Annotated in this window: 20 protein-coding genes and 1 pseudogene; 8 read left to right on the forward strand and 13 right to left on the reverse strand. The window is 70.7% G+C overall.

Annotated elements, in window-relative coordinates; translation table 11 throughout:
* Window positions 1–700 precede the first annotated feature (700 nt).
* Window positions 701–889, reverse strand: a complete 189-nt coding sequence (locus ABZT04_RS00235) for a hypothetical protein (protein WP_356052144.1) — start codon at window positions 887–889, stop codon at window positions 701–703.
* Between ABZT04_RS00235 and ABZT04_RS00240 the strand changes: the two are divergent.
* Window positions 818–1672, forward strand: a pseudogene (locus ABZT04_RS00240) (substrate-binding domain-containing protein); the annotation flags it as partial. The gene ABZT04_RS00235 and the pseudogene ABZT04_RS00240 sit on opposite strands and share 72 nt — an antisense overlap.
* A 12-nt stretch (window positions 1673–1684) precedes the next feature.
* Here ABZT04_RS00240 and ABZT04_RS00245 read toward each other — a convergent pair.
* From ABZT04_RS00245 to ABZT04_RS00255, 3 genes are all read right to left on the reverse strand, one after another.
* A complete protein-coding gene (locus ABZT04_RS00245; protein ID WP_356052101.1) occupies window positions 1685–2710 on the reverse strand; it encodes a DUF4037 domain-containing protein in 1026 nt (341 codons plus the stop codon).
* Window positions 2711–2794: 84 nt separating this feature from the next.
* Window positions 2795–3283 carry a GNAT family N-acetyltransferase gene (locus tag ABZT04_RS00250; protein ID WP_356051119.1) on the reverse strand — a complete coding sequence of 163 codons (489 nt, stop codon included), beginning with the start codon at window positions 3281–3283 and terminating at the stop codon, window positions 2795–2797.
* Window positions 3280–4536 (reverse strand): MFS transporter, encoded by a 1257-nt coding sequence (locus ABZT04_RS00255; RefSeq protein ID WP_356051121.1) that lies wholly within the window; start codon window positions 4534–4536, stop codon window positions 3280–3282. The genes ABZT04_RS00250 and ABZT04_RS00255 overlap by 4 nt, the downstream gene beginning before the upstream one ends.
* A 168-nt stretch (window positions 4537–4704) precedes the next feature.
* Between ABZT04_RS00255 and ABZT04_RS00260 the strand changes: the two genes are divergently transcribed.
* The gene (locus ABZT04_RS00260; RefSeq protein WP_356051123.1) at window positions 4705–5634 is read left to right on the forward strand and encodes a LysR family transcriptional regulator; all 930 of its coding nucleotides are present in this window, start codon (window positions 4705–4707) and stop codon (window positions 5632–5634) included.
* Window positions 5635–6090: 456 nt separating this feature from the next.
* Here ABZT04_RS00260 and ABZT04_RS00265 read toward each other — a convergent pair whose 3' ends face one another.
* The gene (locus ABZT04_RS00265) at window positions 6091–6972 is read right to left on the reverse strand and encodes an aminoglycoside phosphotransferase family protein (protein WP_356051125.1); all 882 of its coding nucleotides are present in this window, start codon (window positions 6970–6972) and stop codon (window positions 6091–6093) included.
* 34 nt (window positions 6973–7006) lie between these two features.
* Between ABZT04_RS00265 and ABZT04_RS00270 the strand changes: the two genes are divergently transcribed.
* From ABZT04_RS00270 to ABZT04_RS00280, 3 genes are all read left to right on the forward strand, one after another.
* Window positions 7007–7660, forward strand: coding sequence for a rhomboid-like protein (locus tag ABZT04_RS00270; RefSeq protein ID WP_356051128.1), 654 nt, complete (start codon window positions 7007–7009; stop codon window positions 7658–7660).
* A 9-nt stretch (window positions 7661–7669) separates the two neighbouring features.
* Window positions 7670–9076: an FAD-binding oxidoreductase gene (locus ABZT04_RS00275; RefSeq protein ID WP_356051130.1), complete on the forward strand. Its 1407-nt coding sequence runs from the start codon at window positions 7670–7672 to the stop codon at window positions 9074–9076.
* Window positions 9077–9175: 99 nt separating this feature from the next.
* Window positions 9176–12400: a Tat pathway signal protein gene (locus tag ABZT04_RS00280; RefSeq protein WP_356051132.1), complete on the forward strand. Its 3225-nt coding sequence runs from the start codon at window positions 9176–9178 to the stop codon at window positions 12398–12400.
* A 60-nt stretch (window positions 12401–12460) separates the two neighbouring features.
* Here the strand turns inward: ABZT04_RS00280 and ABZT04_RS00285 are convergent, their stop codons facing one another.
* Together ABZT04_RS00285 and ABZT04_RS00290 are read right to left on the reverse strand one after the other, a co-directional pair.
* Entirely contained in the window at window positions 12461–13969 is a 1509-nt protein-coding gene (locus ABZT04_RS00285; RefSeq protein WP_356051134.1) for an MFS transporter, read from the reverse strand.
* 56 nt (window positions 13970–14025) lie between these two features.
* Entirely contained in the window at window positions 14026–14778 is a 753-nt protein-coding gene (locus ABZT04_RS00290) for a zinc-binding dehydrogenase (protein ID WP_356051136.1), read from the reverse strand.
* Between the two features lie 84 nt (window positions 14779–14862).
* On the opposite strand from ABZT04_RS00290, the gene ABZT04_RS00295 reads away from it, so the two are divergent.
* Window positions 14863–15543 (forward strand): pentapeptide repeat-containing protein, encoded by a 681-nt coding sequence (locus tag ABZT04_RS00295; RefSeq protein ID WP_356051138.1) that lies wholly within the window; start codon window positions 14863–14865, stop codon window positions 15541–15543.
* Between the two features lie 9 nt (window positions 15544–15552).
* Here the strand turns inward: ABZT04_RS00295 and ABZT04_RS00300 are convergent, their stop codons facing one another.
* Together ABZT04_RS00300 and ABZT04_RS00305 are read right to left on the reverse strand one after the other, a co-directional pair.
* Window positions 15553–16053, reverse strand: a complete 501-nt coding sequence (locus ABZT04_RS00300; RefSeq protein ID WP_356051140.1) for a hypothetical protein — start codon at window positions 16051–16053, stop codon at window positions 15553–15555.
* A 55-nt stretch (window positions 16054–16108) separates the two neighbouring features.
* On the reverse strand, window positions 16109–16531 hold the full coding sequence (locus ABZT04_RS00305) for a hypothetical protein (RefSeq protein ID WP_356051142.1): 423 nt from the start codon (window positions 16529–16531) through the stop codon (window positions 16109–16111).
* Between the two features lie 80 nt (window positions 16532–16611).
* Here ABZT04_RS00305 and ABZT04_RS00310 point away from each other — a divergent pair, with 80 nt between their 5' ends.
* A complete protein-coding gene (locus ABZT04_RS00310; RefSeq protein ID WP_356051144.1) occupies window positions 16612–18003 on the forward strand; it encodes a M1 family metallopeptidase in 1392 nt (463 codons plus the stop codon).
* A gap of 24 nt (window positions 18004–18027) precedes the next feature.
* Here the strand turns inward: ABZT04_RS00310 and ABZT04_RS00315 are convergent, their stop codons facing one another.
* Genes ABZT04_RS00315 through ABZT04_RS00330 form a run of 4 tightly spaced genes read right to left on the reverse strand, consistent with a single transcriptional unit; the run spans window position 18028 to window position 21405 of the window.
* Complete coding sequence (locus ABZT04_RS00315) at window positions 18028–18747, reverse strand: hypothetical protein (protein ID WP_356051146.1); 720 nt, start codon at window positions 18745–18747, stop codon at window positions 18028–18030.
* 15 nt (window positions 18748–18762) lie between these two features.
* Window positions 18763–20121 (reverse strand): hypothetical protein, encoded by a 1359-nt coding sequence (locus ABZT04_RS00320; protein ID WP_356051148.1) that lies wholly within the window; start codon window positions 20119–20121, stop codon window positions 18763–18765.
* Window positions 20118–20465, reverse strand: a complete 348-nt coding sequence (locus tag ABZT04_RS00325; RefSeq protein WP_356051150.1) for a hypothetical protein — start codon at window positions 20463–20465, stop codon at window positions 20118–20120. Before ABZT04_RS00325 ends, ABZT04_RS00320 begins: the two co-directional genes overlap by 4 nt.
* Entirely contained in the window at window positions 20434–21405 is a 972-nt protein-coding gene (locus tag ABZT04_RS00330) for a bifunctional GNAT family N-acetyltransferase/NUDIX hydrolase (RefSeq protein ID WP_356051152.1), read from the reverse strand. Before ABZT04_RS00330 ends, ABZT04_RS00325 begins: the two co-directional genes overlap by 32 nt.
* A 178-nt stretch (window positions 21406–21583) precedes the next feature.
* Between ABZT04_RS00330 and ABZT04_RS00335 the strand changes: the two genes are divergently transcribed.
* Entirely contained in the window at window positions 21584–23236 is a 1653-nt protein-coding gene (locus ABZT04_RS00335; protein ID WP_356051154.1) for a glycosyltransferase family A protein, read from the forward strand.
* The last annotated feature ends 6 nt before the right edge of the window (window positions 23237–23242 follow it).

Raw genomic sequence — 23242 nt, forward strand, 5'->3', positions numbered from 1 at the left:
GCGACTGACAGGCAGGTGACGGTCCCCGGTGCACCCGGCGGGCGGAGGTGGTCCCTCGGGCACCCACCGAATCGTCAAAAAGAGACTTTCGTGTCCTGAAGATCGCTCCGCGGGCCCGCTCGGCATCGAGTTCGCCCGCATGCGTATGAACCCCTCTAACGCCCGGACCGTCGTGCAGCGCTTCCTGGCCAAGCAGCGGTAGGCGCGCGAATGCCCTGTTCGGAGTCCTGTCCGTGCGTGAGCGATGCGTGAGCGGATGGCGCGGCAGAGACCGTCATGGTGTGGACCGAGCACTGGGCGACATGTGTCCTGACCAGGTGGTTCCGGACACCGAAGCAGCGCCCGGAACCAACCAGCAAGATCCTGCCCGGACTTGTAATGCGTAGGTCATCGGTTCGAATCCGACAGGGGGCTCCATGGCAAACCCCGGGCCAGATCTCTGACCTGGGGTTTCTACGCATCGCAGTGTGTAGGTCCGGGTTTGGCTGTCGGTGGTCTTTTCCCACCGCCGCCGGTGTCCACGTACAGACCGCGTTCATCGACGGCGGACACGAGTGGCACGTATGGCGGCTGCTGCATAAGGACTTCCTGACCCGCGTGGCTTTCCTGCCGACCTCCATCGCGCCCGCCGACTGGGGCACCTGAGCGGTCATGGCGGTGGGGCGGCCTCCGCCCGGGCCGCCCCACCGCCGTGACCGGGTCATTTCGTCTGTTCGAAGAGCCACTCCCTGATTCCCTCGATGGTGTAGGCGGCCCGCCAGGTGCAGACGTGGTTGTCGACGCTGCTCTCCTCCAGGCCGGGCCACACCACGGTGCCCTTCTTCAGCGCCACGAGCGGTTCTCCACCGCCGTCCGCGAGGCGCTCGAGGCCGAGCTGCCCTCCCTGCATCCCGCCGTCGTGCGCTCACGCTTCCACTTCCGCGAGACCTGCCCGTCGGCGGAACTGATCGGCACCCTCGAAAAGATCGCCAGGCGCGGCTCGCAGGGCGTGATCCTGAAGGCCCCCGACCTGCCCGAGATCTCCGCCGCCGTCGGGCGACTGGTCGGGGCCGGCATCCCCGTGGTCACTCTGGTGACCGACCTGCCGCACAGTCCCCGCCTGGCGTACATCGGCATCGACAACCGCGCCGCGGGCGCCACCGCCGCCTACCTCCTCCAGCAGTGGCTCGGCGACCGGCCGGGCAATGTGCTCGCCACCATCAGCCGCGGCTCCTTCCGGGGCGAGGAGGAGCGCGAGATGGGTTTCCGCAGCGCCATGCGGCTCGCCGACGCCAAGCGCTCCCTGGTCGAGGTCACCGACAGCGACGGCCTGGACGCCACCCAGCGCGCCCTCGTACTCAAGGCGCTCAAGGAGGACGAGGACATCGTCGCGGTCTACTCCATGGGCGGGGGCAACCTCGCCACGCTGGACGCGTTCGACGACCTCGGCAGGCCGTGTGCCGTCTTCATCGCCCACGACCTCGACCACGACAACACGCGGCTGCTGCGCGAACGCCGCCTCTCCGCCGTCCTCCACCACGATCTGCGCCAGGACGTACGCCGTGCCTGTCAGGCCGTCATGCGGGCCCACAAGGCTCTGCCGGACGACGGCCCGACCCTCCCCTCGGCGATCCAGGTGGTCACACCGTTCAACCTGCCGCCCGACGCGTCTCCCGTGCCGTTCCTGGGCTGACGCCCGGGGGTCTCAGGGAAGCGCGTCCCGATCGGGCCCGGCGAGGTCCAGATCCCGGAGGGCCGGGTCGGTGATGCGGGCCGTGAGGGCGTTGGTGAAGCGTCCGGCGTCGAGGACTCTGAAGGGTCTGGAGTGGTACGGGCGGGTGGTCGGATCGACCCGGTCGGTCAGGTTCAGCTGGTTGTGGATGCCGGCCACGGCCTCGTAGGCGTAGGCGAGGTGTTTCTCGCGGGTGTGCCAGTCCGTGGCAGCGAGGGCGGCCGTGAGGACCGGGGTGAGGCGGTGGCCCGCGGTGGTGCGGGCGAAGGCGCTGCCCAGCCATTTGTCGTACGGCGGGTAGCGGCGGTCCATGAGGAGGCACAGGCGCATCAGGTGGCGGATCTGGTGGGCCGCGATCACGGCGGAGCCCAGCTCGTCGCCGACCTCCCCGCAGCGTCCGACGAACGCCTCCCGTTCGGAGATGTGCTGCCACTGACGGGCCAGCACATGGAGCCAGATGTCGCGGGGGTACCAGCGCAAGGTGTGGCGCAGCGGCCCGAGTTGGTGCAGGCCGTCGTGGAAGACCGCGCCCGCGGTGACCTCCGCGAGGAGCTGGGTGGGGGTGCGCAGCCAGTCGGCGGAGGTCACCTCGTGGGTCGGGTCGAAGCCGAGGGTGTCGGTGAACCAGGCCCCGGTGTGGGTGACTTCGACGCGGTGGTGGACCGGGCCGTCGGTGCCGCGCATGACGCGGATGTCTCCGTCGCCGGTGGGGGCGAAGTGGGTCGGATAGCCGTGGAACGTCTTCGGGAGGTGTTCGGCCAGGTGGTGTCTGATGCGGCCCGCGTGCCGGGGGACGTCCCGGGGGCGCAGGAAGAGCTGGAGACGCGGGCCCCATTCGTGGTCGGTCGAGCGCGGGGTGTCGTAGCCGAGGACCTCCGAGCCGCTGCCGATACGGGCGGCGGAGTGCGGAAGGTCGGGGGCGGTCTCTTCGAGGAGCGGGCGGACGGCTTCCGTGTAGAAACGGCGGGAGAGTTCGAGGCCCGGTAAAAAAGTTGGCATATTCGTGAAGCTCATGCGGGGACCCTGCCCAGTCCGGACATGATCGTGCGCGCCAATTTCCGCCGGTGATCGCCGAGTTGACCCTCAGGCCGGCCCGCCGGTGTCGCCCAGCTTGCGCAGTGCCTCGTCCGTCAGGCGGTATACCGTCCACTCGTCCTGGGGGCGGGCGCCCAGTGCCTCGTAGAAGTCGATCGAGGGGCGGTTCCAGTCGAGGACGGACCACTCCAGGCGTTCGTAGCCGCGGGTGACGCAGATGCGGGCCAGTTCGGTGAGGAGGGCCTTGCCCTGGCCGGTGCCGCGGGCGGTGGGGCGGACGTACAGGTCCTCCAGGTAGATGCCGTGGACACCGCGCCAGGTCGAGAAGTTGAGGAACCACAGGGCGAAGCCGACCGGTTCGCCGGTGGTGTCGTCGAGTGCCAAGTGGGCGTAGGCGGCCGGGTGTTCGCCGAAGAGGGCCTCGTGGAGCTGCTCCGGGGTGGCCCTCGCCTCCTGGGGTTCCTTCTCGTAGGCAGCGAGTTCGCGGATCAGGGCGTGGATGACGGGGATGTCGGTGGGGATCGCGGTGCGGATCATGCCGAGAGCGTAGACGGGCGCGGATCCTTGCCGGGCTCGGTGGGCGGGGTGCGGTCGTGGCGGGGGAGCAGGAGGGGGCTGGCCAGGAGAAGGGCACCGGCCAGGGCGATCGCCGTGCGCGGGGTGGTGGCCGCCGCCAGCAGCCCCCACGCCGCCGTCATCGCCGCGATCGCCGTGCTGGTGCTGATCGACCAGGCGGTGAGGGTGCGGGCCACGCGGTCGGGGGCGGTCCGGGTGAGCCGGGTGGTGGCCAGCAGGGGATTGAAGACGCCGATGCAGGTCACCAGGCCGAGTTGGACGCCGGTGACGAGAAGCATTCCGGGGACTCCGGGCCGGACGAACGCCAGCCCGACCGGCCAGCACGCGCGCAGCGCCCCGGCGGTGAGCAGCACCTTGTGCTCGCCGAACCGGGCCGCGAGCGGGCGCGCGAGGCGTGAGCCGAGAAAGCCGCCGGCGCCGGAGGAGGCCGCGAGCGCGAGCGCGAACTGCCAGGGCGCGAATCCGAGACGGCCCAGCATGAGTACGGCGAGCAGGGGCTCGGAGGCCATGATCAGACCGTTGACCGTCATCGCGTTGAAGAGCAGCGGACGCAGGGTGGGGTGGGCGAGGATGTAGCGCCATCCGTCGAGCAGGTCGCCCGCTCGCAGCCGCGGCCCACCGCTGCGCTCGGGGCGCGACTCCGTCCCGCCGATGGCGCGGATGCCGAGGGCCGAGAGCAGATAGCTGACCGCGTCCGCGACCACGGTCGTCACCGGGCCGAACAGCCCGATCGCGGCCCCGCCGAGCGGCGGTCCGAGCATGGTCGACGTCCACGTCGTGGACTCGAAGCGGGCGCTGGCGACGAGCAGGTCCTCCTGCGGTACGAGCGACTTCAGATACGAGCCACTGGCCGCGTTGAAGGCGATGTTCGCGGCGGCGACCGTGATCGAGACGAGGAGGAGCTGCGCGAAGGTGAGCCGGCCGAGCGCGTACGCGGCGGGGACGCTCAGCAGTGCCGCGAACCGGGTCAGGTCCATCGCGATCATCACCGGCCGTTTGCGGCGGAACTCCACCCACGGGCCGAGCGGCACCGCGACCAGGGCTCCCACGGCCCGCCCGGCGGCGGCCAGCACCGCGACCCGGGTCGGCCCGGAGTGCAGCACCAGGATCGCGAGCACGGAGAACGCGCCGAACCCGAGGCCCGTGCCGTACGAGCTGACGGCGAACGCCGCCCACAGCCATCCGAACCGCCGCCCGAGCGCCCGCCTGCCCACCCGTACTCCCTTGCTCGCACCACCCCCCCCGCCGACCTCAGGGACCTCGGGGATCCAACCGAGGAGCACCCCGACCGGTCAAACAACCGACCCGCCGCGAGGCCACAACCTCTGGTTGTACGAGCTGCTCCCCGCCCATTGTCAGTGGCCGCCAGTATCGTCACCGGCGTGGATCTCGACGCTGTGCGCACCTTCGTGGCCATCGCGGACGCGGGCCGGTTCCAGGACGCCGCCACGGAGTTGTCGATCACCCAGCAGGCCGTCTCCAAGCGCATCGCCGCGCTGGAGCGGGCCGTAGGAGTGCGGCTGTTCGTGCGGACCCCGCGCGGGGCGGAGCCGACCGTCGACGGGCGGGCGTTCCTGCCCCACGCCCGCGAGCTGCTGCGGGCCGAGGCGCGGGCGTTCGCCTCCGTCCGGCCCGGGCATCGCGCGCTGCGCGTCGACGTGATCGGACGCGGGCTCGCCCCGGCCGCGCTGCTGCGCGACTTCCACCGTGCGCGGCCCGAGATCGAGCTGGACGTCGTGACCCTCTTCGACGCCGAGGCGGCCGTGGACGCCATCCGGTCCGGCACGGTCGACGCGTCCTTCCGCGCCGTCACCATGGCCGGCCGACGGCTCCCCGACGACATCGAGGTCACCCGCGCCTTCGACGAGCCCGTCCAGCTCCTCACCGGCCCGGCCCACGCACTCGCCACCGCCCGCACCCTCACCCCGGCCGACCTCGCCGGCCACCGCATCTGGATGCCCGGCCTCGTCCCCGGCACCGAGTGGGCCGCCTACTACGACGCCCTCGCCGCCGCGTTCGGCCTCACCGTCGAGAGCACGGGCCCCGACTTCGGCGTCGAGCCCCTGCTGGACACCATCGCCGGCTCCCACTCGCTGGCGACCCTCGTGGGCGAACAGACCCGCCTGGTCTGGTCGGCGGACCATGACCTGAGGCGGATCCCGGTACGGAATCCGACGCCGGTGTACCCGCATTCCCTGGTCCGGCACCGCGACAATCGCCATCCTGCTCTCGCCGCGCTGGAGGAGCATCTCCGGTCCGCTGGGAGGCCCGGCCAGGTGGGGGCGGGGACTTGGACGCCGGCGTGGGCGTAGGCGGGTCGGGTAGGGGTGCGGTCGCGGTGCTTCGGAGCGGCTCCGAGTGCTGTGAGGTCCGGCGAGGCCGTTGTGGGGACTTTGATGCCTGCGTGGGATGGGCGTAGTAGATGGCTTGAGTCATGGGCTTAGGCGCGGTCCGATGCAACTCCGCTGCCGCGAGGTCCGGCCACGCCGATCCGGGGACTTGGAGGCGTGGGCGCCCGGGTCGATCTCCGTTGGTGCAGACCCGCTTGATCTGGCCCGCCGATCACCACCTGCGGCGCATTCCCGTGCGGAGTCCGACACCGGTGTACCCGCCGTGGGCATAGGCAGCCCGGGCCGCGGTCGCGGTGCGATCTCCAGGGTTCGGCGGAGCGTCAACCGGCGGCGTGTTCCGGCCACCTCCGTGCCGCTACGAGGTCCGACCGTGCCGACGCGGGGCCTGGACATCGGCGTAGGCACAGCCAGTTCCCGTCAGCCCCGAAGCCGTCGTCCGATCTCCAAGTGGTCCGGTGCCGGTGGATGGCCGGACTCGATCGACCACAGGGCGTTCTGCAGTACCCGCGCCAGCGTCCACGCCCGGGCCCGCTCCCGGTCGAGGCCCATCACCTCCGTCATCGCGTCGAAGCGCCAATGGATTTCGTCGGGGTCGAAGCGGTTGGCCAGGGCCGGGAAGAGTTCGAAGCCGGGGTCGCCCGCCAGGGGTTTGGGGTCGATGGCGAGCCAGGGTTCGCGGGTGGCGGCGAGGACGTTGTCGTAGTGCAGGTCCCAGTGCAGGAGGCGGTCGCCGGGGTCGGGGGCGACCTCGCGGACGGCCGCCGCGCAGTCCTCGATCAGGTGCCGGTCGGCGGGGGACGCGAGATGGGGGAGGGCCGCGGGGAGGCGGGCCAGCATGGTCGCGGAGAGGGGGCCCAGTCGGCGGTGCAGGTCCGGTGGTGCGGAAACCGTCGTCAGGCGCGCGAGGAGACGGGCGATGACGACGGTGGCGGCGCGGGTGTCCGGTTCGTGGGTGAGGGCGCGGGAGGCGTCGAGGCGTTCCAGCAGCAGGGTGCCGGTCTTGTCGTCGTACTCCAGAAGTCCTACGGCGCCGTCGCCGGCCCACGCGCGCAGCGCGACCGGTTCGCCCGCCGTCTCCTCGTCGAGGTACTGGAGTTTCAGCGCGGCCCGGCCGCCGTCGGCGCGCAGTACGGGCAGGACCAGTGCGCACATGCCGTACATGGAGGGGCCGTCGAGCCGTAGCGACCAGCGGCCCAGGAAGTCGGCCGCGCGGGCGGGGAGCGCGGTGACGAAGGCGCGTCCGGCCGCTCCGTGGAACCGTTTCTGCGAGGTGACCAGTTCGGGCGGAATGTCGATCACGGATCCGACCATACTTGCGTGGGTGAATCGGCTCATGCGAATTACCCGGGGCCTCCACAGGGTGTGGGCATACGTCCGCAGCGCCCCCGGCACCTACATCTGGCTGGGGATCCTCTTCGTCACCACGGTCGCCATGCACCACATGTCGCCGGAGTTCGAGCAGCAGTTCCTGCGGCAGCGGTCCACCAACATCCACGAGTTGTCGAACAACCCGGTGCGGGTGCTGTTCGCGAGCGCGATGTGGATAGAGGGCGGGCGCTGGCTGCCGTACGTGGCGCTGTACACGGTGTTCCACGCGCAGGCCGAGCGGTGGCTGGGGACGGCGCGCTGGCTGATGGTGTGCGTGGCCGCGCATGTGCTGGCGACACTGATCAGCGAGGGGGTGCTGCTGTGGGCGATCAAGAACGACATGGCACCGCGGTCGGCCGTCGACACCCTTGATATCGGGGTGAGTTACGCGCTGGCGGGGGTCGTCGGGGTGCTGACGTACCGGATCGCGGTGCCGTGGCGGTACCCGTATCTGCTCGTCGTGCTCGCCGTCTACGGTGTGCCGCTGGCCACCGGCCGTACCCTCACCGATCTCGGGCATTTCACCTCCGTGCTCATCGGCCTGGCGTGTTATCCGCTGGTCAGAGGCTGCGGAAAAGCATGGAATCCGAAGGAGACAGTGGCCGCCCTCAGGGGTTAGCGTCCCGGTATGAGCAGTTCGGCAAGCGGTGTCGTGAACGGCGGAATCTCCTTCTGGTACGCGGACGACGGCCTCCCCGTGCGACGGGAGCCCCTCGCCGGTGACGCCACCGCCGACGTCGTGATCGTCGGCGGTGGATACACGGGACTGTGGACCGCGTACTACCTGAAGAAGGCGGACCCCTCCCTCCAAGTCACCGTCCTGGAGCAGAAGTTCTGCGGCTACGGCGCCTCGGGCCGCAACGGCGGCTGGCTCTACAACGGCATCGCCGGCCGCGACCGGTACGCCCGGCTCCACGGCCATGAAGCCGCCGTACGGCTGCAGAAGGCCATGAACGACACGGTCGGCGAGGTCATCAGGGTTGCGGAGAGCGAGGGCATCCAGGCCGACATCCATCGTGGGGGTGTGCTCGAAGTCGCTTGCACACCGGCCCAGTTGACGCGGCTGAGGGCCTTTCACGAGCACGAGCTGTCCTACGGCGAGAAGGACCGCGAGCTGTACGGCGCCCGGGAGACCGCCGAGCGGATCCGGGTCGCGGACGCGGTCGGGTCGACGTGGACGCCGCATGGTGCGCGGCTGCATCCGGTGAAGCTGGTGAAGGGGCTCGCGGCGGCGGCCGAGGCGGTGGGGGTCACCATCCACGAGTCGACGTCGGTGACCGAGATTCGGCCTGGGTGCGCGGTGACGCCGTATGGGACCGTCCGTGCTCCTTATGTCCTGCGCTGTACGGAAGGCTTCACCGCGTCGCTCAAAGGGCAGCGGCGGACCTGGCTGCCGATGAACTCGTCGATGATCGCCACCGAGCCGCTCACCGAGGAGCAGTGGGAGTCGGTGGGGTGGGCGGGGCTGGAGACCCTCGGCGACATGGCGCACGCCTATATGTACGCGCAGCGGACCGGTGACGGGCGGATCGCGCTGGGTGGGCGTGGGGTGCCGTATCGGTTCGGGTCGAGGACCGACAACGACGGGCGGACGCAGGCGGCGACGATCGAGGCGCTGCGGGAGATCCTGGTGCGGTTCTTCCCCTCGCTGGCCGGGCTGCGGGTCGACCATGCCTGGTCGGGGGTGCTCGGGGTGCCGCGCGACTGGTGTGCGACGGTCACCCTGGACCGGGCGACGGGGCTGGGGTGGGCCGGTGGCTATGTCGGGTCGGGTGTCGCCACCACGAACCTCGCCGCGCGGACGTTGCGGGATCTGGTCCGGCTGGACTCCGGGCAGGCCGGGCGGACGGATCTGGTGGAGTTGCCCTGGGTCGACCACAAGGTCCGCAAGTGGGAGCCGGAGCCGTTGCGTTGGCTGGGGGTGCAGGGGATGTACGCGACGTATCGCGCGGCGGATCGGCGTGAACTGGCCGGGCGGAGTGCGGAGTCGTCGCGGTTGGCGCAGTTCGCCGATCGGGTCGCGGGACGCCACTGAGGTTTCGGCGGACGCCGACCACCCCCTGAATACTCACGAGTGCTGTGTCACACCTGTGTGCGAACATCGCCTCAACAGCCCATGATTCAGGGGGAATTCATGCCCGATGTCGATTCCTGTCCGAGAGCACGGCACAGACGGCCGACCGCGCTTGCCGTTCTGGTTGCCCTGCTCGCCGCACTTCTCTCACTGACCACGGCGGGCGCCGCCCAGGCCGACGACCCGACCTGCGCGCCGCTCGCGCTCGCGTCCTTCGGCGACCCGGGGGACGCCGTCGGCAAGGCGACCCTCGCGCCCGGCGCCGGCACCTGCTACACCGTCACCGCCGACGCGGCGGGCCTCTACCTGCCCGCGCTGAGCGACAGCGGCAACTCGGCGTACACCCAGCTCCTGGCCGAGGACGGCAGTCAGGTCGACTGCCAGGGCGACGGCTACACGACGTACGGCATGTGCCCCCTGGCCGCCGACAGCACCTACACCCTGAAGGTCGTCAACAACGGCTTCAACGACGCCGACACGGCCGTCACCCTGGTCCCGCTCGGCTCGACGGGCGGCTGCACGGACCCCGTCGGCACCAACTGGGACCAGCCCGACGTCGTCCGCACCTCCGCGAGCCCGGTCGAGGTGTCCTGCCAGCCGTTCACGGCCGCCCCGGGCGACCGCGTCCGCCTCACCTACGGCTCGAAGGTCTACGGCACCTCGCTCGCCTGGATCACCGACGCGACCGGCGCCCGGATCTGCCCGCACTTCCCGGAGGACGGCGAGGACAGCTGTGTCCTGCCCGCCGATGGCGCGGGCCCCTACCGGGTGGTGTCCCGGGTGTCGTACACCGAGAACGGCTTCCCCGCCGACTACGCGGTGAAGGTGCGCCGGCTGAACGATCCGCAGGGCTGCACCACCGCTCCCGTCCGGCCCTACGGCCCGCTGGAGAGCCAGGACCTGACGACGAACCCCTGCTACACGTTCACGGTCGGCGCGGCGGGCCCGTACACCGTTCACTACGTGAGTGAGACCGGCGACAGCGGCCCCGCGCGCGTGTACGACGCTTCGGGGAAGACCGTGTGCCAGTCCTCCACCGACCCGTGCAAGGTCCCCGGCGCGGGCACCTACACCGCGGTCCTCGACGGCACCTACCCCTTCAACGACACCAAGGACGGCCTGATCGTCCTCGACCGCGCCTCCTCCACCGGCTGCGCACCGGTCCACATGGGCCTGTACAAGGGCGAGTTCAGCACGGCCGGGCAGTACGACTGCCTCACGCTGGACGCCCCGCAGGGCGCCTCGGTCGCCGCGCTCACCCCGCTCATCGCGTCCGGCGTCGACGCCGACGTCGAGGTCCTCGACCGCGACGGCACCGCGCAGTGCGGCGCGTCCGCCCTCTCCGCGGGCACCTGCGCCCTGACCGGTACGGCGCCCTACCGCGCGCTGGTCCACGCCTCCGACGGCGCGACCGGCCCGTACGGGGTCGCCTTCTACCGCACGGACGCGGCGAACGACTGCCCGGTGCTGCCCGCCGGCAGCTTCTCCGCCGACGGCGCGCAGGCCACGCTCACCACCGGCGACGGCGTCTTCGCACAGTGCCTGAGCATCCCGGCGAACGCGCACACCAACGCCGAGGTCCTCCAACTGGTCGCCACCTCCGGCACGACCCCCGCGAAGTTCACCGTGCTGGACTCCACCGGCAAGCAGGTCTGCGACCACCTCCCCACCACCAACGGCTGGACGGCCTGCTCCCTGACCCCCGGCAAGGCCCACACCGTCCTGTTCACCGGCCGCGACCTGACCGCCGGCTACACCCTGACCCGGCGCGACATCACCGCGACCGCCGCCTCGGCGGGCTGCACGCCGACACCGGCACAGAAGGTCGGCGGCCCGTCCGTCGAGGGCGGCTACGACGCCCCCGGCACCCTGCGCTGCCACCAGATCACCACCGACGCGGCCACGGACGTCGTCCACGTGGACGTACGGGACGCGCTGGGCACCGCGAACATCGCCGTGATGCGCGGTGACGGCACCATGGAGTGTTCCTTCCGCAACCGCTCCTGCGCGGTCACCGGATCCACCACGCACCAGGTCCTCGTGCAGACCCCGGCCACGCTCCAGGCCGCCCCCGAGTACCACTTGGACGCCCTGCGCATCGCGACCGCCGCCGGTCCCGCGCCGGAGTGCACCAGGATCCCCTCGGTGGCCTACGGCTTCGGCCCGCTCACCGGCACGCTCGACGAGTCGCACAGCGCCCTGTGCGCGGTCCTGCCCACCGCCGGGCTGGACCGCTTCGACACGGCCATCACGGACACCACGGGCGCGACCGACACGGCGGTGCCCGCCCTCTACAACAGTGCCTGGAACAACGGCTGTCTGCTCGCCATCCCGGGCGGCTACCAGTGCTCGGCCGGCGGTACGTCCTCGGCGGCCGCCCCGAGCCTGCTGGTGCTCGGCCTGCCGGAGAAGACGTCCAGCACCTCCTACAGCGCCAGGTTCATCTGCCGGTCGGTGCTGTGCGGCCCGGACAAGGTGAGCGTCACCGGCATCAGCCCCACCACCGGGGTCGCGGGCGGCAAGGTCGAACTGACCGTCACGGGCACCGCGCTCGGCGCCGACGCCACGGTCCGGCTCACCCTCGCCGGCCAGACGCTGACGGCCATGACGGACTCGGTCTCGGCGGACAACCGGACCCTGAAGGCCACCGTCGACCTGACCGGCGCGACCGTCGGCACCTGGACCGTGAGCGTCATCGAGCGCGCCCAGTACCAGGTCGGCACCTTCACCGTCACCCAGCCCGCCCTGACCAACACCGCCGCCCCCAAGGTGACCGGCACGGCCAGGGTCGGCGCCAAGGTGACCGCCGGGAACGGGAGTTGGTCGGCGGCCCCGTCCTCGTACACCTACCAGTGGAAGGCCGACGGCAAGGCCATCGCCGGGGCGACCGCGTCGACGTACACGATCGCCGCGGCACAGCTCGGCAAGAAGCTGACCGTGACCGTCACCGCCGCCAAGAGCGGCTGGACCGGCGGGACGGGGACCTCGCCGGCGGTCACGGTCGCCAAGGGCGCCGCGCCGAAGTCGACCAAGGCGCCCGTGGTCAGCGGGACGGTGAAGGTCGGCAAGACCCTGAAGACGTCCGCCGGTACCTGGAGCCCGGCGGCCACGTCGTACGGCTACCAGTGGTACGCCAACGGGAAGGCGATCAGCGGGGCCACCAAGTCCTCGCTGGTGCTGAAGTCGGCCCAGAAGGGCAAGAAGATCACCGTCAAGGTCGTCGCGCACCGCACCGGCCACACCGACGGATCGGCGGTGAGCAAGGCGACCAGGACGGTCACCTGACCCGGTTCGCCGTCCCACCGTTTCCGCGACGCCCCGGCCGCCCCGGCACCGGGGCGTCGCTCATGCCACCGACTCCGGCACCGGCGCCTCCGCCGTAGCCCCGTGCTTCGGTGCCCGGGCCGTCACCATCAGGCCCGCTACCAGGCCTGCCAGGAGCATGACGGCTACGGCCCACCAGATGGCGACCGTGTAGCCGTGGACGATGCCCTTGCTGGTGATGAGGGCCTTCTGGGCGGGGTCGTGGAGGTGGGCGGTGATGTAGGCCGCGCTGCTGGTGGTGGCGATCGTGTTGAGCAAGGCCGTACCGATCGAACCGCCCACCTGCTGCGAGGTGTTGACGGTCGCCGAGGTGACGCCCGAGTCCTGCGGGGCGACCCCGGCCGTGGCGGTGGCGAAGACCGGCATGAAGATCAGGCCCATGCCGAGGCCCATCAGGAGGAGGCCGGGGAGGAGTTCGGTCGTGTAGTCCGAGTTCACTGTCAGGCGGGTGAAGAAGGACATGCCCGACGCTGCCAGGATCGCGCCCGGCACCATCAGGGCGCGTGGCGGTACGTGGTGCATCAGGCGGGCCGAGATCTGGGTCGAGCCGATGATGATCGCGACCGTGAGGGGGAGGAAGGCCATGCCGGTCTTCACGGGCGAGTAGCCGAGGATGACCTGGAGGTAGTAGGTCATGAACAGGAACATGCCGAACATGCCGATCACCGCGAGGCCCATGGTGAGGAAGCAGCCGGCCCGGTTGCGGTCCTTGACGATGTGGAGGGGGAGGAGGGGGCTGGGTGCCCTCGTCTGCCACCACACGAAGGACACGAGCAGGACGGCGCCGGCCGCGAAGAGGCCGAGTACGAAGGGGTCCGTCCAGCCTCGTGGTTGCGCCTCGCTGAAGCCGTAGACGATCGCCACCAGTCCGCCGCAGCCCAGGAGTGCACCGGGTACGTCGAGGCGGGCGCCGGTGTGGCCCGGGCGGTCGTGCAGGAGGGCGAAGGCGCCGAAGACCGCGATGACCGCGATGGGGATGTTGACGTACAGGCACCAGCGCCAGTTCAGGTACTCGGTGAGCAGTCCGCCCGCGATGAAGCCGATCGCCGAACCGCTGCCCGCCAGCGCGCCGTAGATCCCGAAGGCCTTTCCGCGTTCCTTCGGGTCGGTGAAAGTGGTGGTGAGGAGCGAGAGTGCGGAGGGGGCCAGTACGGCGGCGAAGACGCCCTGAAGGGCGCGGGCGCCGAAGAGCATGCCGGAGGTGGTGGCCGCGCCGCCCAGCGCGGAGGCGCCGGCGAAGCCGATCAGACCGATGATGAACGTCCGTTTGCGGCCCACGAGGTCCGCGATCCGACCGCCCAGCAGGAGCAGGCCGCCGAACGCGAGTGTGTACGCGGTGATCACCCACTGGCGGTTGCCGTCGGACATGCCCAGGTCACGCTGTGCGGACGGGAGCGCGATGTTCACGATCGTCGCGTCCAGGACCACCATCAACTGGGCGAGAGCGATGATCACCAGGCCCCACCAGCGCCGGGGGTCGGGCCCGTCTGCGGCCGTCGTTCCGGGTTCACCTGTTCGGGTGACACTCATCTGGTCAGCAGACCATGAATCGGGGTGCATCGCATCTGCGGGAGTGTTGTGGCTGGTCACGGTTCCAATACCACCTTTCCGGTCGTCCCGCGTGTTTCCAGTGCCCGGTGCGCTTCCGCCGCCGCGGCCAGTGGAAATCGGTGGACGGTTGGTACGAGTCGGCCGTCGGCGGCCTCGGTGAGGGCCCGCGACTCCAGCGTGCGGACCGGGTTCGGGGTGCCTGTCTTCCGCATCATCACGGGGCCGAGTACCTGCTCCGACAGGCCGTCCACGGTGTACACGACGGTCGCGGGGCGGTCGCCCAGCCAGGCCCGGACCTTTCCCGGCCACTCCGGGTCGGTGTAGTCGACGGCGAGATCGGCGCCGTTTGTTCGTGTTGTGGCGACCTTCTCGGGGCCGTCCGCGAGGGCGATCACGGTGGCGCCGGCGTGTGCGGCGTACTGCACGAGCAGGGTTCCGAGGCCACCGGCCGCGGCCAGTACGACGACCACGGAGTCCGCCGTCAACTCGCTGAACTGCACGATCCCCATCGCCGTCCGGCCCGTCCCGATCATCGCGACCGCCTGTGCGAAGTCCAGGTTCTCCGGGATCTCATGCACCCCGTCGATATCGACGGCGGCCAGTTCCGCGTAACCGCCCGGGGCGAAGCCGAGGTGTGCGACCACCCGCTTGCCGAGCCACAGCCCGGCGACTCCCTCGCCCAGCGACTCGACGACTCCGGCGACCTCACGGCCGGGGGGAGGGTCGTCCACGGATTCGTAGATCAGGTTCTCGGCGGGGCCGAAGGTGTGGAGTCGTATGGCATGCATGCGGGCCACTCTTCAACCTCAAGCATGCTTGAGGTCAAGGGTCCCTCGGCCTCGATGTCAGTGGTGGGGTGCAGGATGGGGGGCATGGCGAGGAGAGTGGTGGGCGGGACGGGTGGAGTGAAGGGGGCGCGGCGGCCGGAGGTGCGGTTGCCGGCTCTGGAGGCTTACGCCAGCGGTGAGTTGGAGCCGGACGGGGACTACGACGGGTTGGAGATCCGGGACGAGGACTTCGTGGGGCAGGACGGCGGGGGCGCCCGTTTCATGGACTGCGCGCTGACGGGCTGCGCGCTGGACGAGACACGGCTGCACCACGCCCGCGTGCTGGACTCGGTCCTCACCGGCATACGGGGTGTCGGCACCGATCTCGCGGAGTCGACCCTGCGTGATGTCGAGGTGATCGACGCCAGGATGGGCGGTGTGCAGATGCACGGTGCCGTGCTGGAGCGGGTGGTGATCCGCGGCGGGAAGATCGACTATCTGAACCTGCGCAAGGCCAAGCTCCGGGACGTCGTCTTCGAGAGCTGCGTCCTCGTCGAACCGGACTTCCTCGACGCCCGCCTGGAGCGCGTCGAGTTCGTGGACTGCGCGTTGAAGGGGGCGGACTTCACGGGGGTGACGCTCACGGACGTGGATCTGCGCGGGGCGGCGGAGCTGGAGATCGCGCGGGGGGTGGAGCGGCTGTCCGGGGCGGTGATCAGTATGGGGCAACTGCTGGATCTGGCGCCGGTGTTGGCGGTGCAGATGGGGATTCGGGTGGAGGGGTGAGGCACCGGTTCAGGGCAGTCGGGGAAACCGGGCCTGCAGAGTCCAGATCGCCGGGTTCTCGCCCAGGGCCTCATGCATGTCGACCAGGTCGGCGATCAGGTCGTGCAGGAAGTCCCGTGCCTCGCGCCGGAGTTCGGCGTGCGAGAAGGTCAGCGGCTCCTCGTCCCGCCGCATCCAGTCCGCCTCGACGTCCACCCAGCCGAAGCGGCGCTCGAACAGCATGCGGTCGGTGGACTCGGTGAAGTCCAGCTCCGCCCGCTGCGGCCGGGACGCCCGCGACCCCGCCGGGTCCTGGTCGATCCGCTCCACGATGTCGCACAGCGCCCACGCGAAGTCGAGCACCGGCACCCAGCCCCAGGCCGTGGCCACTTCCCGGTCCGCCTTGGTGTCGGCGAGATACACGTCCCCGCAGAACAGGTCGTGCCGCAGCGCGTGGACGTCCGCGCGCCGGTAGTCGGTCTGCGGGGGGTCGGGGAAGCGGTTGGAGAGGGCGTAGCCGATGTCGAGCACGTAGGTGATGGTGTCACGCTTCGCCGGGGTCGGTGGTGGGCGGCTGCGCCCCTGCTCAGGACGTCCCCGGGGGACACTCGCCACGCCCGTCCCGCGCGGCCGCGGCGACCTCCAGCAGGGCCCAGCCGTCGACCTCCACGGCCCGCGTCTCTCCGGCGCGCGGCACCCACCCACGGGCCGCCGCCGCGTCGAGCAGGGCACGTACGGCACCGGGTTCGTGCAGGTTCAGCGAGGCGCCCCGGGCGAACCCCACGTCCCCGGAACCGAAGGGGGCGCCGCCCGGGACGAACCGCCCGGGCCCGGCCACGAAGACGATCCGCAGGGGAGCACTGGTGCCGGCCGGCCGGGACGACAGCGTGAGGGTGTGGACACAGCCCGGGGAACGGTCGAGGGTCTGGCGGTGCTTGTGGCGCAGTGACCATGTATAAGCGCGGCCGTCGGCGACGAGCACGCGGGGCTTCTTGTGAGAGCGGGGCACGGAGTCGAGCATACGGCGGTCGCCGGACTCGGGGGAGATGAGCCGGGGCGGCGCCATCCGGGACTCATAGGATCGCGAACGTGTCCCGACCCCTGCCCCTTCTCCCCACCGTCACCGCCTGTGCGCTGGCCCTCGTCCTGACGGCGTGCGGTGGGACGGGGGACGCGCGGGGCAGCGCGGGTGTGGGTGACCCGTACTTTCCGAAGGCGGGTAACGGTGGCTACGACGTGAGCCACTACGCCCTGAGCCTGGACTACGCCCCCGATACCCCGACCCCCTTGACCGGTACGGCGACGATCACGGCCCGGGCCGGCCAGGACCTCTCCGCCTTCGACCTCGATCTCAAGGGCATGGAGGTCAAGTCGCTGACGGTGCAGGGCAGGAAGGCTCGTTGGACGCGGACGGGTCAGGAACTGACCGTCCGGCCGTCGGCCGCCCTCGCCGAGGGCGAGACGTTCAGGACGACCGTGCGCTACTCCGGCACTCCCGCGACGATCACCGATCCCGACGGTTCGGAGGAGGGCTGGCTGTCCACGGCGGACGGGGCGCTGGCGCTGGGGGAGCCGACCGGTTCGATGGCCTGGTTCCCCGGCAACGACCATCCCTCCGACAAGGCGACGTACGACATCACGGTCACCGTCCCGAAGGGGCTGCGGGCGGTCTCCAACGGGGAGTTGAGGACGGAGACGACGACGGACGGCCGTACGACCGCCACCTGGCGCACCACCCAGCCGATGGCGACCTACCTCGCGACGGTCGCGATCGGGCACTACGACATCACCCGCACCACCCTGAGGAACGGCCTCCCCGTGTACGTCGCGGTCGACCCGCACGAGGCGGCGGCCAGTCGCAAGGTGCTGGCCCGGCTCCCGGAGATCATGGAGTGGGAGGAGTACAACTTCGGCCCGTACCCCTTCTCCTCCACCGGCGCGATCGTCGACCGCCAGGGCGACGCGGGCTACGCGCTGGAGACGCAGAACCGCCCGTTCTTCCCCGGCGCCCCCGACACCGCCACCCTCGTCCACGAACTCGCCCACCAGTGGTACGGCGACTCCGTCACCCCGAAGACCTGGCGCGACATGTGGCTCAACGAGGGCTTCGCGACCTACGCGGAGTGGCTCTGGTCCGAGGACCACGACGGCCACACCGCCCAGCAGACCTTCGACGCCCTCTACAAGAGGGACGGCGACGCGGGCGTCTGGGCCTTCCCGCCCGCGAAGCCCACCTCCGCCGCCCACATCTCCGACAGCCCCGTGTACGAACGCGGCGCGATGGTCCTCCACAAGATCCGCCGGACGGTCGGCGACGCGAGGTTCTACGACATCATCCAGGGCTGGGCAGCCGCACACCGCCACGGCAACGCGGACACGGCGGACTTCACGGCGTACGTGGAGAGGATGGCGCCGGGGAAGGACTTCGGCGGGATCTGGAAGGACTGGCTGTACGGGGACGGGAAGCCGGCCCATCCCTGATCGGTCCCGCCGAACCGGTCACTCCTACATCAGCCAGAGGGAGCTTCCGGTCGCGTCCGCCAGTTCCCGCAGGGCGCGCTCACCGGGCCGGGCCGCGGCGAGGCGGACCATCGCGTCGTTCGCGCCCTGCTCGTCGTACTTCTTCATCGCCACGGTCAGCAGGGCGAGTTGGAGACCCAGGTCGTAGGGGATGTGTTCGCCGGAGGCCAGGCGGCCGATGCCCCGCTCGACGACGGCGCCGATCTCGTCCCGCGCCTCCCCGACGATCTCGCGGGTCAGCAGCGAGGAGATGTGCCGGTCGAACTGGACACGGTCGGCGAGGGAAAGCAGAGCGCGCGCCGCCTCGATCCGCAGCTCGGCGGTGCCGCGCTCGTCGACCATGTCCCGACTGGCTCCGACCGCGTCGGCGAGCTGGCCGAAGGTGTCGTCCTGGCTGAAGAACCGGTCGGCGGACTGCCCACGCCACACCACGTCGTCGGGTGCCGCGGCGGCTCGGACGACCGTGTCGTAGCCGAGTGGGTCGGCCCAACTGGTGAGTGCGCAGCAGGCGAGGAGGCGATCCGCGGGGTCGGCGGTGTCGTCCTGGAGGATCGTGACCAGGCCGGGGGTGCGCTCGAGATAGCCGTCGTCGTCGAGAGCGTCCGCGATCACGTCGTCGGGGTCGGCCGGGTTGCCGTCGAAGTCGGTGTAGAGCAGGGCCCGGAGCTGCGGGCTGGGCTGCCGGCGGTCCTTGGTGTCGGCCATGAGGTCTGCTCTTTCCTACGATCCGGAGGTGGGGAACGGTCCGGTGACGTACTCCTTGGGAACGGTCCCGCTGATCAGCCACTCGCCGTCGCGGCGCGTGTTGAGCAAGGCCATGACCCGGTCCAAGACCTTACGTGACTTGCCCTTGCTCAGCCCGAGTCCGTCGACGAAGTCCGAGGCCTGGTCGGTCTCACCGGCGCGCAGGGTGCTGGGCACGTCGATCTCCCGTCCGGCGACCTTGTCGATCTCGTCGTTGATGGACCGCTGGACCTGTTCCGGGCTCAGGATCCGGACCCCTTGGACCTGGCCCGCGTCGATGTCCTTCTGAAGCCGTTGATAGTCGACGCGGATCTCCTCGTTGCCGTAGACCTTCCCGGTGCCGTCCTGCGGGGCGAAGGAGGTGTACTGGCTGGACTCCTTGGCAGCCTTGTTCTTGCCGCCGGGGACATGCTGGAGCGGGCTGATCTCGCCGTCCGGATCGGCGGGGATGATGCCGACGTCCGGATCGAACCTGGACTTCTTCAGGCCGAACGGATTGTGGGTCGCACCGAAGTCGTCGTCCTGGCGGATCAGCTTGGGCGATTCGTCGACGAGCGAGTCGAGGTCGAGCGCGCCGGGCAGTGCGGCCCGGGTGCCCGGCAGCGCCAGTCCGTCGAAGAGGTTCCCGAAGCCTCCGGCCTCGGTCGCCACCTTGACCGTCCCGGCCCCCGCACCGAACAGACCGCCGAACGCCATGCCGTAGAGGGCGGAGTCGCTCGCCTCGTCGAGGCTGAGGCCCTTGCTCTCGCCGGTGGCGATCGCGACCGGCTGGGCGACGGCGAGGTCCACTGTGACGGACTCGATGCCGCCGAGAGCGGCGGTGGCCAGGGTGGTCCCGGCGATGGTGGCGACCTCGGTGGAGACGGTCACGCCGAGCGTTCCGGCCATTTCCACGATGCTCGCGGTGGCCGCCGCGGCGGCGCCCTCGGAGATACCAGCGGTGAAGATGGCCAGGGCGGTCCCGGCGATGATCGTCGCCCCGACGATCTCCAGTTCGTGTTCGAGGTGCTTCGTCGCGGCGTGGACGGCGTCGGCGTACTTGTCGAGGGCCTTGGCCATGTCCCGGGCACCGTCGATCATGTCCTGGAGCCAGCCGTGCTTGGCGTAGTAGTAGCGGCGCCAGTACGGGTCGTCGAAGGCGGAGATCGCCTCGCCCTTGTTGTGTTCGATGATGGAGCGGGCCGACTTGTTCGCCGCGGCGGCGACGTCCTCGACGTCGTCGGCGAAGTCCCTCCATGCCTTGGCCGCGTTACGCAGTCCGTCCTCGTCGGCGGCCGGCCACCACATCCCGGTCACGTCCTGGACGATCTTCTTGGCCTTGTCGGCGACGCTCACTTGCTGTCGTCACCGCTCTCGCCGCCCTTGACGGAGACCTTGCTGAACATGGCCCGGACCAACTCTTCGTTGTCGATGTGGCCGTCCGCCATGTCCGTCATCGCCTGGTGAATGCTGGCCAGGCCGTCGGTGAGGATCTGTGCCGCGTTCTCCATCTGTGTGACGTGAGGACCGTACGCGTTGTGGAAGGCGGTGCCCTGATCGTCGTCACCCCATGGGGAACCCGCCGCTCCGAGCGCCGTTTTCAGCTTGGTGAGCGCCTTGGCGAGGTCGGTGCTGTGGGTCTGGAAGTGCGGAGCTGTCGCTTTGAGGTCAGCGATCTTGATATCGCCCCTCCGGCTCATCCAACTCGTCGAGCAGCTCGGCGAGTTCGGTCGGCCACACGGTCTCCGTCGTCGCCCGTAGTTCCTCCCGGGGCCACCAGCGCCAGCTCAGGATGCCGTCTTCCGCGTGGGCGGCGGCGAGGTGGGGGCCAGTGGGTTCGCGGTGGGGGCCGTGGGTGACGTAGATGCGCTCGTGCTGGTGGACCGGGGTGCCGGAGAGGGTGAAGTCGACCTCCCTGGTGCACAGGAGGGGGCCGGTCTGCAGGTCGGTCCAGCCGGTCTCCTCGTGCAGTTCGCGCAGGGCGCCCTCGCGTGGGGTCTCGTCCCCTTCGAGGCCGCCGCCGGGCAGGGCCCAGAAGGCCTCGCCGGTCTCGGCGTCGTCGTAGCGGAAGAGGAAGACGGAACCGGCGGGGTCGAGCACCGCGAGGCGGGCGCAGTGGCGGATCCCGCGGAGTTGCTTGCGCAACACGGTGCAGGGGCGGCCGAGTTGGCGGTCCTCGCGGTGGTCGATGACCTCGTAGCCGAGGGCGGTCCAGAAGGCGAGACCCTGGGGGTTGCTGTCGAGTACGGCCAGGCGTACGGCGGTTCGGCCGGCCGCGCGGAAGCGGTCCTCGACGAGGGTCGCCAACTGCCGCCCGTATCCGCGCTGTTGCTGAGCCGCGTCCACCATCAGCAGGCCGATCCAGGGGTCCTCGTCCGCCGGGTCGGGATGTGTGTGGAGGGTGATCGCGATGCCGACGAGCCGACCGGCACTCCGGGCGAGCAGCACCTCCACCTCCGGGTCGGCCAGTTCGTCGGCCAGCGCGGTCGCCACCTGTTCGGGCCGGATGTCCTCCGGGTCCGGGAAGTCGCCGCTGAGCGCGTGGAAGGCGTGGTGGGAGGCGTAGAGGGCGGTCAGCTCGGTGAGCAGCTCGCCGGGGAGCGCGCCGGCCTCGGCGGGTGTGAGCGGTTCGAGGAACATGGGGGCACGTTAGGGCCTGTCGCCGGGCGCGTGCCGGATCCGTGGGCGTGTGGGGCGGCCGTCCGTGTTTCCTAACGCTCGTGCCAAGCGCCGTACAACTTCTCCCCAACAGCAAGTGTCTTGTCTTCCAACAGCACTTGTCCCGGGGGGGGATGTTTTGATCAAGGTCAGCGTTGTCGTGCCGGTGTACAACGCCGGTTCCTACATTGAGCGTTGCGCGCCGTCGCTCGTCCATCAGAGCCTGGGGGCCGACGCGTACGAGGTGGTGTACGTCGACGACGGGTCGACGGACGACTCGGCCGAGCGGCTCGGGCGGCTGGCCCAGGCGCATCAGCATGTGCGGGTCTACCGGCAGGAGAACTCCGGCTGGCCGGGCAAGCCGCGGAACGTGGGCATCGACCGGGCCAAGGGGGAGTACGTCCAGTTCGTCGACCAGGACGACGAGTTGTCGTACGAGGCGCTGGAGAGGCTCTACGCCCTGGCGGCGCGCAACGGGTCGGACATCGTGCTGGGCAAGGTCCACGGGACGATGCAGGGGCCCAGCAATGTGTTCAGGCGGACTGTCGAGCGCTGCACCGCCGCCGACGCGCCGCTCTTCGAGAGCCTGACGCCGCACAAGATGTTCCGCCGGGACTTCCTGCGGGAGCACGGGATCCGCTTCCCGGAGGGGCGGGTCAGGCTGGAGGACCAGCTCTTCATGGCGCGCACCTATGTGCGGGCCAGGACGGTGTCGATCCTCGGCGACTACCCCTGCTACCGCTGGAACCGGCGTGAGGACGGCGGCAACAACAGCAGTCGCCGGATCACCGCCGACGACTACTACGGCCACCTGGGCCGTGTGGTGGAGGCGATCAAGGAGGGCACACCGCCGGGGGATCTGCAGGACCGGTTGCTGCGCCGTTCGTACCGGGTGGAGCTGCTGCGGCCGGTGAGCGAGCCGCGGGTGCTGCGGCGCACGGGGAAGGATCTGGAGGAGTACTTCACCACCGTCCGGCGGATGGCGATGACGAGTTATCCGCCGGGGGTGAGCGAGGGGCTCCCGGCGATCAGCAGGCTGCGGGCGGAGTTGCTCGTGCGGGACCGGCTGGACTCCCTGGTCGAACTCGCCCGCCGCACCGAGCGGATCAGGGCGCACGTCGACGTGGACGACATGCGGTGGCGGAACGGCAGGCTGGTGATCCGGACCCGGGTCGGCATGGTCCGGGGCGACGGCCAGCCGCTGACCGTCGTGGAGCGCGACGGACGGATGCTGCTCGACCCCGAACTCCTCGACGGCATCGGGGGAGCGGAGGACTGGGAGGTCCCCGACCCCTTCTCCTACGCGCACGGGGAACTCATCGTCCACGACACCACCCGCGACCACTGGTGGTACCCGGAAGGGGAGTTGACGCCGACGCTCGAACCGCTCGGCGGCGGCCGTCACCGGGTCGTGGTCGCCGGCGAGACGGTCATCGACCCGCTGACCCTCACCGGCGACGGGCCCATGGACCCCGGCGCCTACCAGGTCTGGGCCAGCGCCCAGGTGCTCGGCGTCGGCCGCCGCCCCCGGCTGGCCCCCGCCCGGGGCGGCACCCGGATCTCCCTCGGCACCGTCGCCGTCGGCACACCCCCGCGCCTCGTCTCACCCACCTGGGCCGGCCCCGGCGGCCAGCTCCGACTCACGGTCGGCACCCCCGGCAGGATCGCCCCCACCCGCCGCCTCCTGCTCCGCACCACCGCCGACCACCGCCTCCGCCACGGCGCCCGCGAACTGCTGCGCCGCCTTCCGCAGGACACGAGCCGGAACATTCGCACCACTGTGCGGCGGGTGGAGAGCTGGATGCTGCGGTAGTGAACC

The sequence above is a fragment of the Streptomyces sp. NPDC005492 genome, assembly GCF_040605995.1.
Lineage (GTDB): Bacteria > Actinomycetota > Actinomycetes > Streptomycetales > Streptomycetaceae > Streptomyces.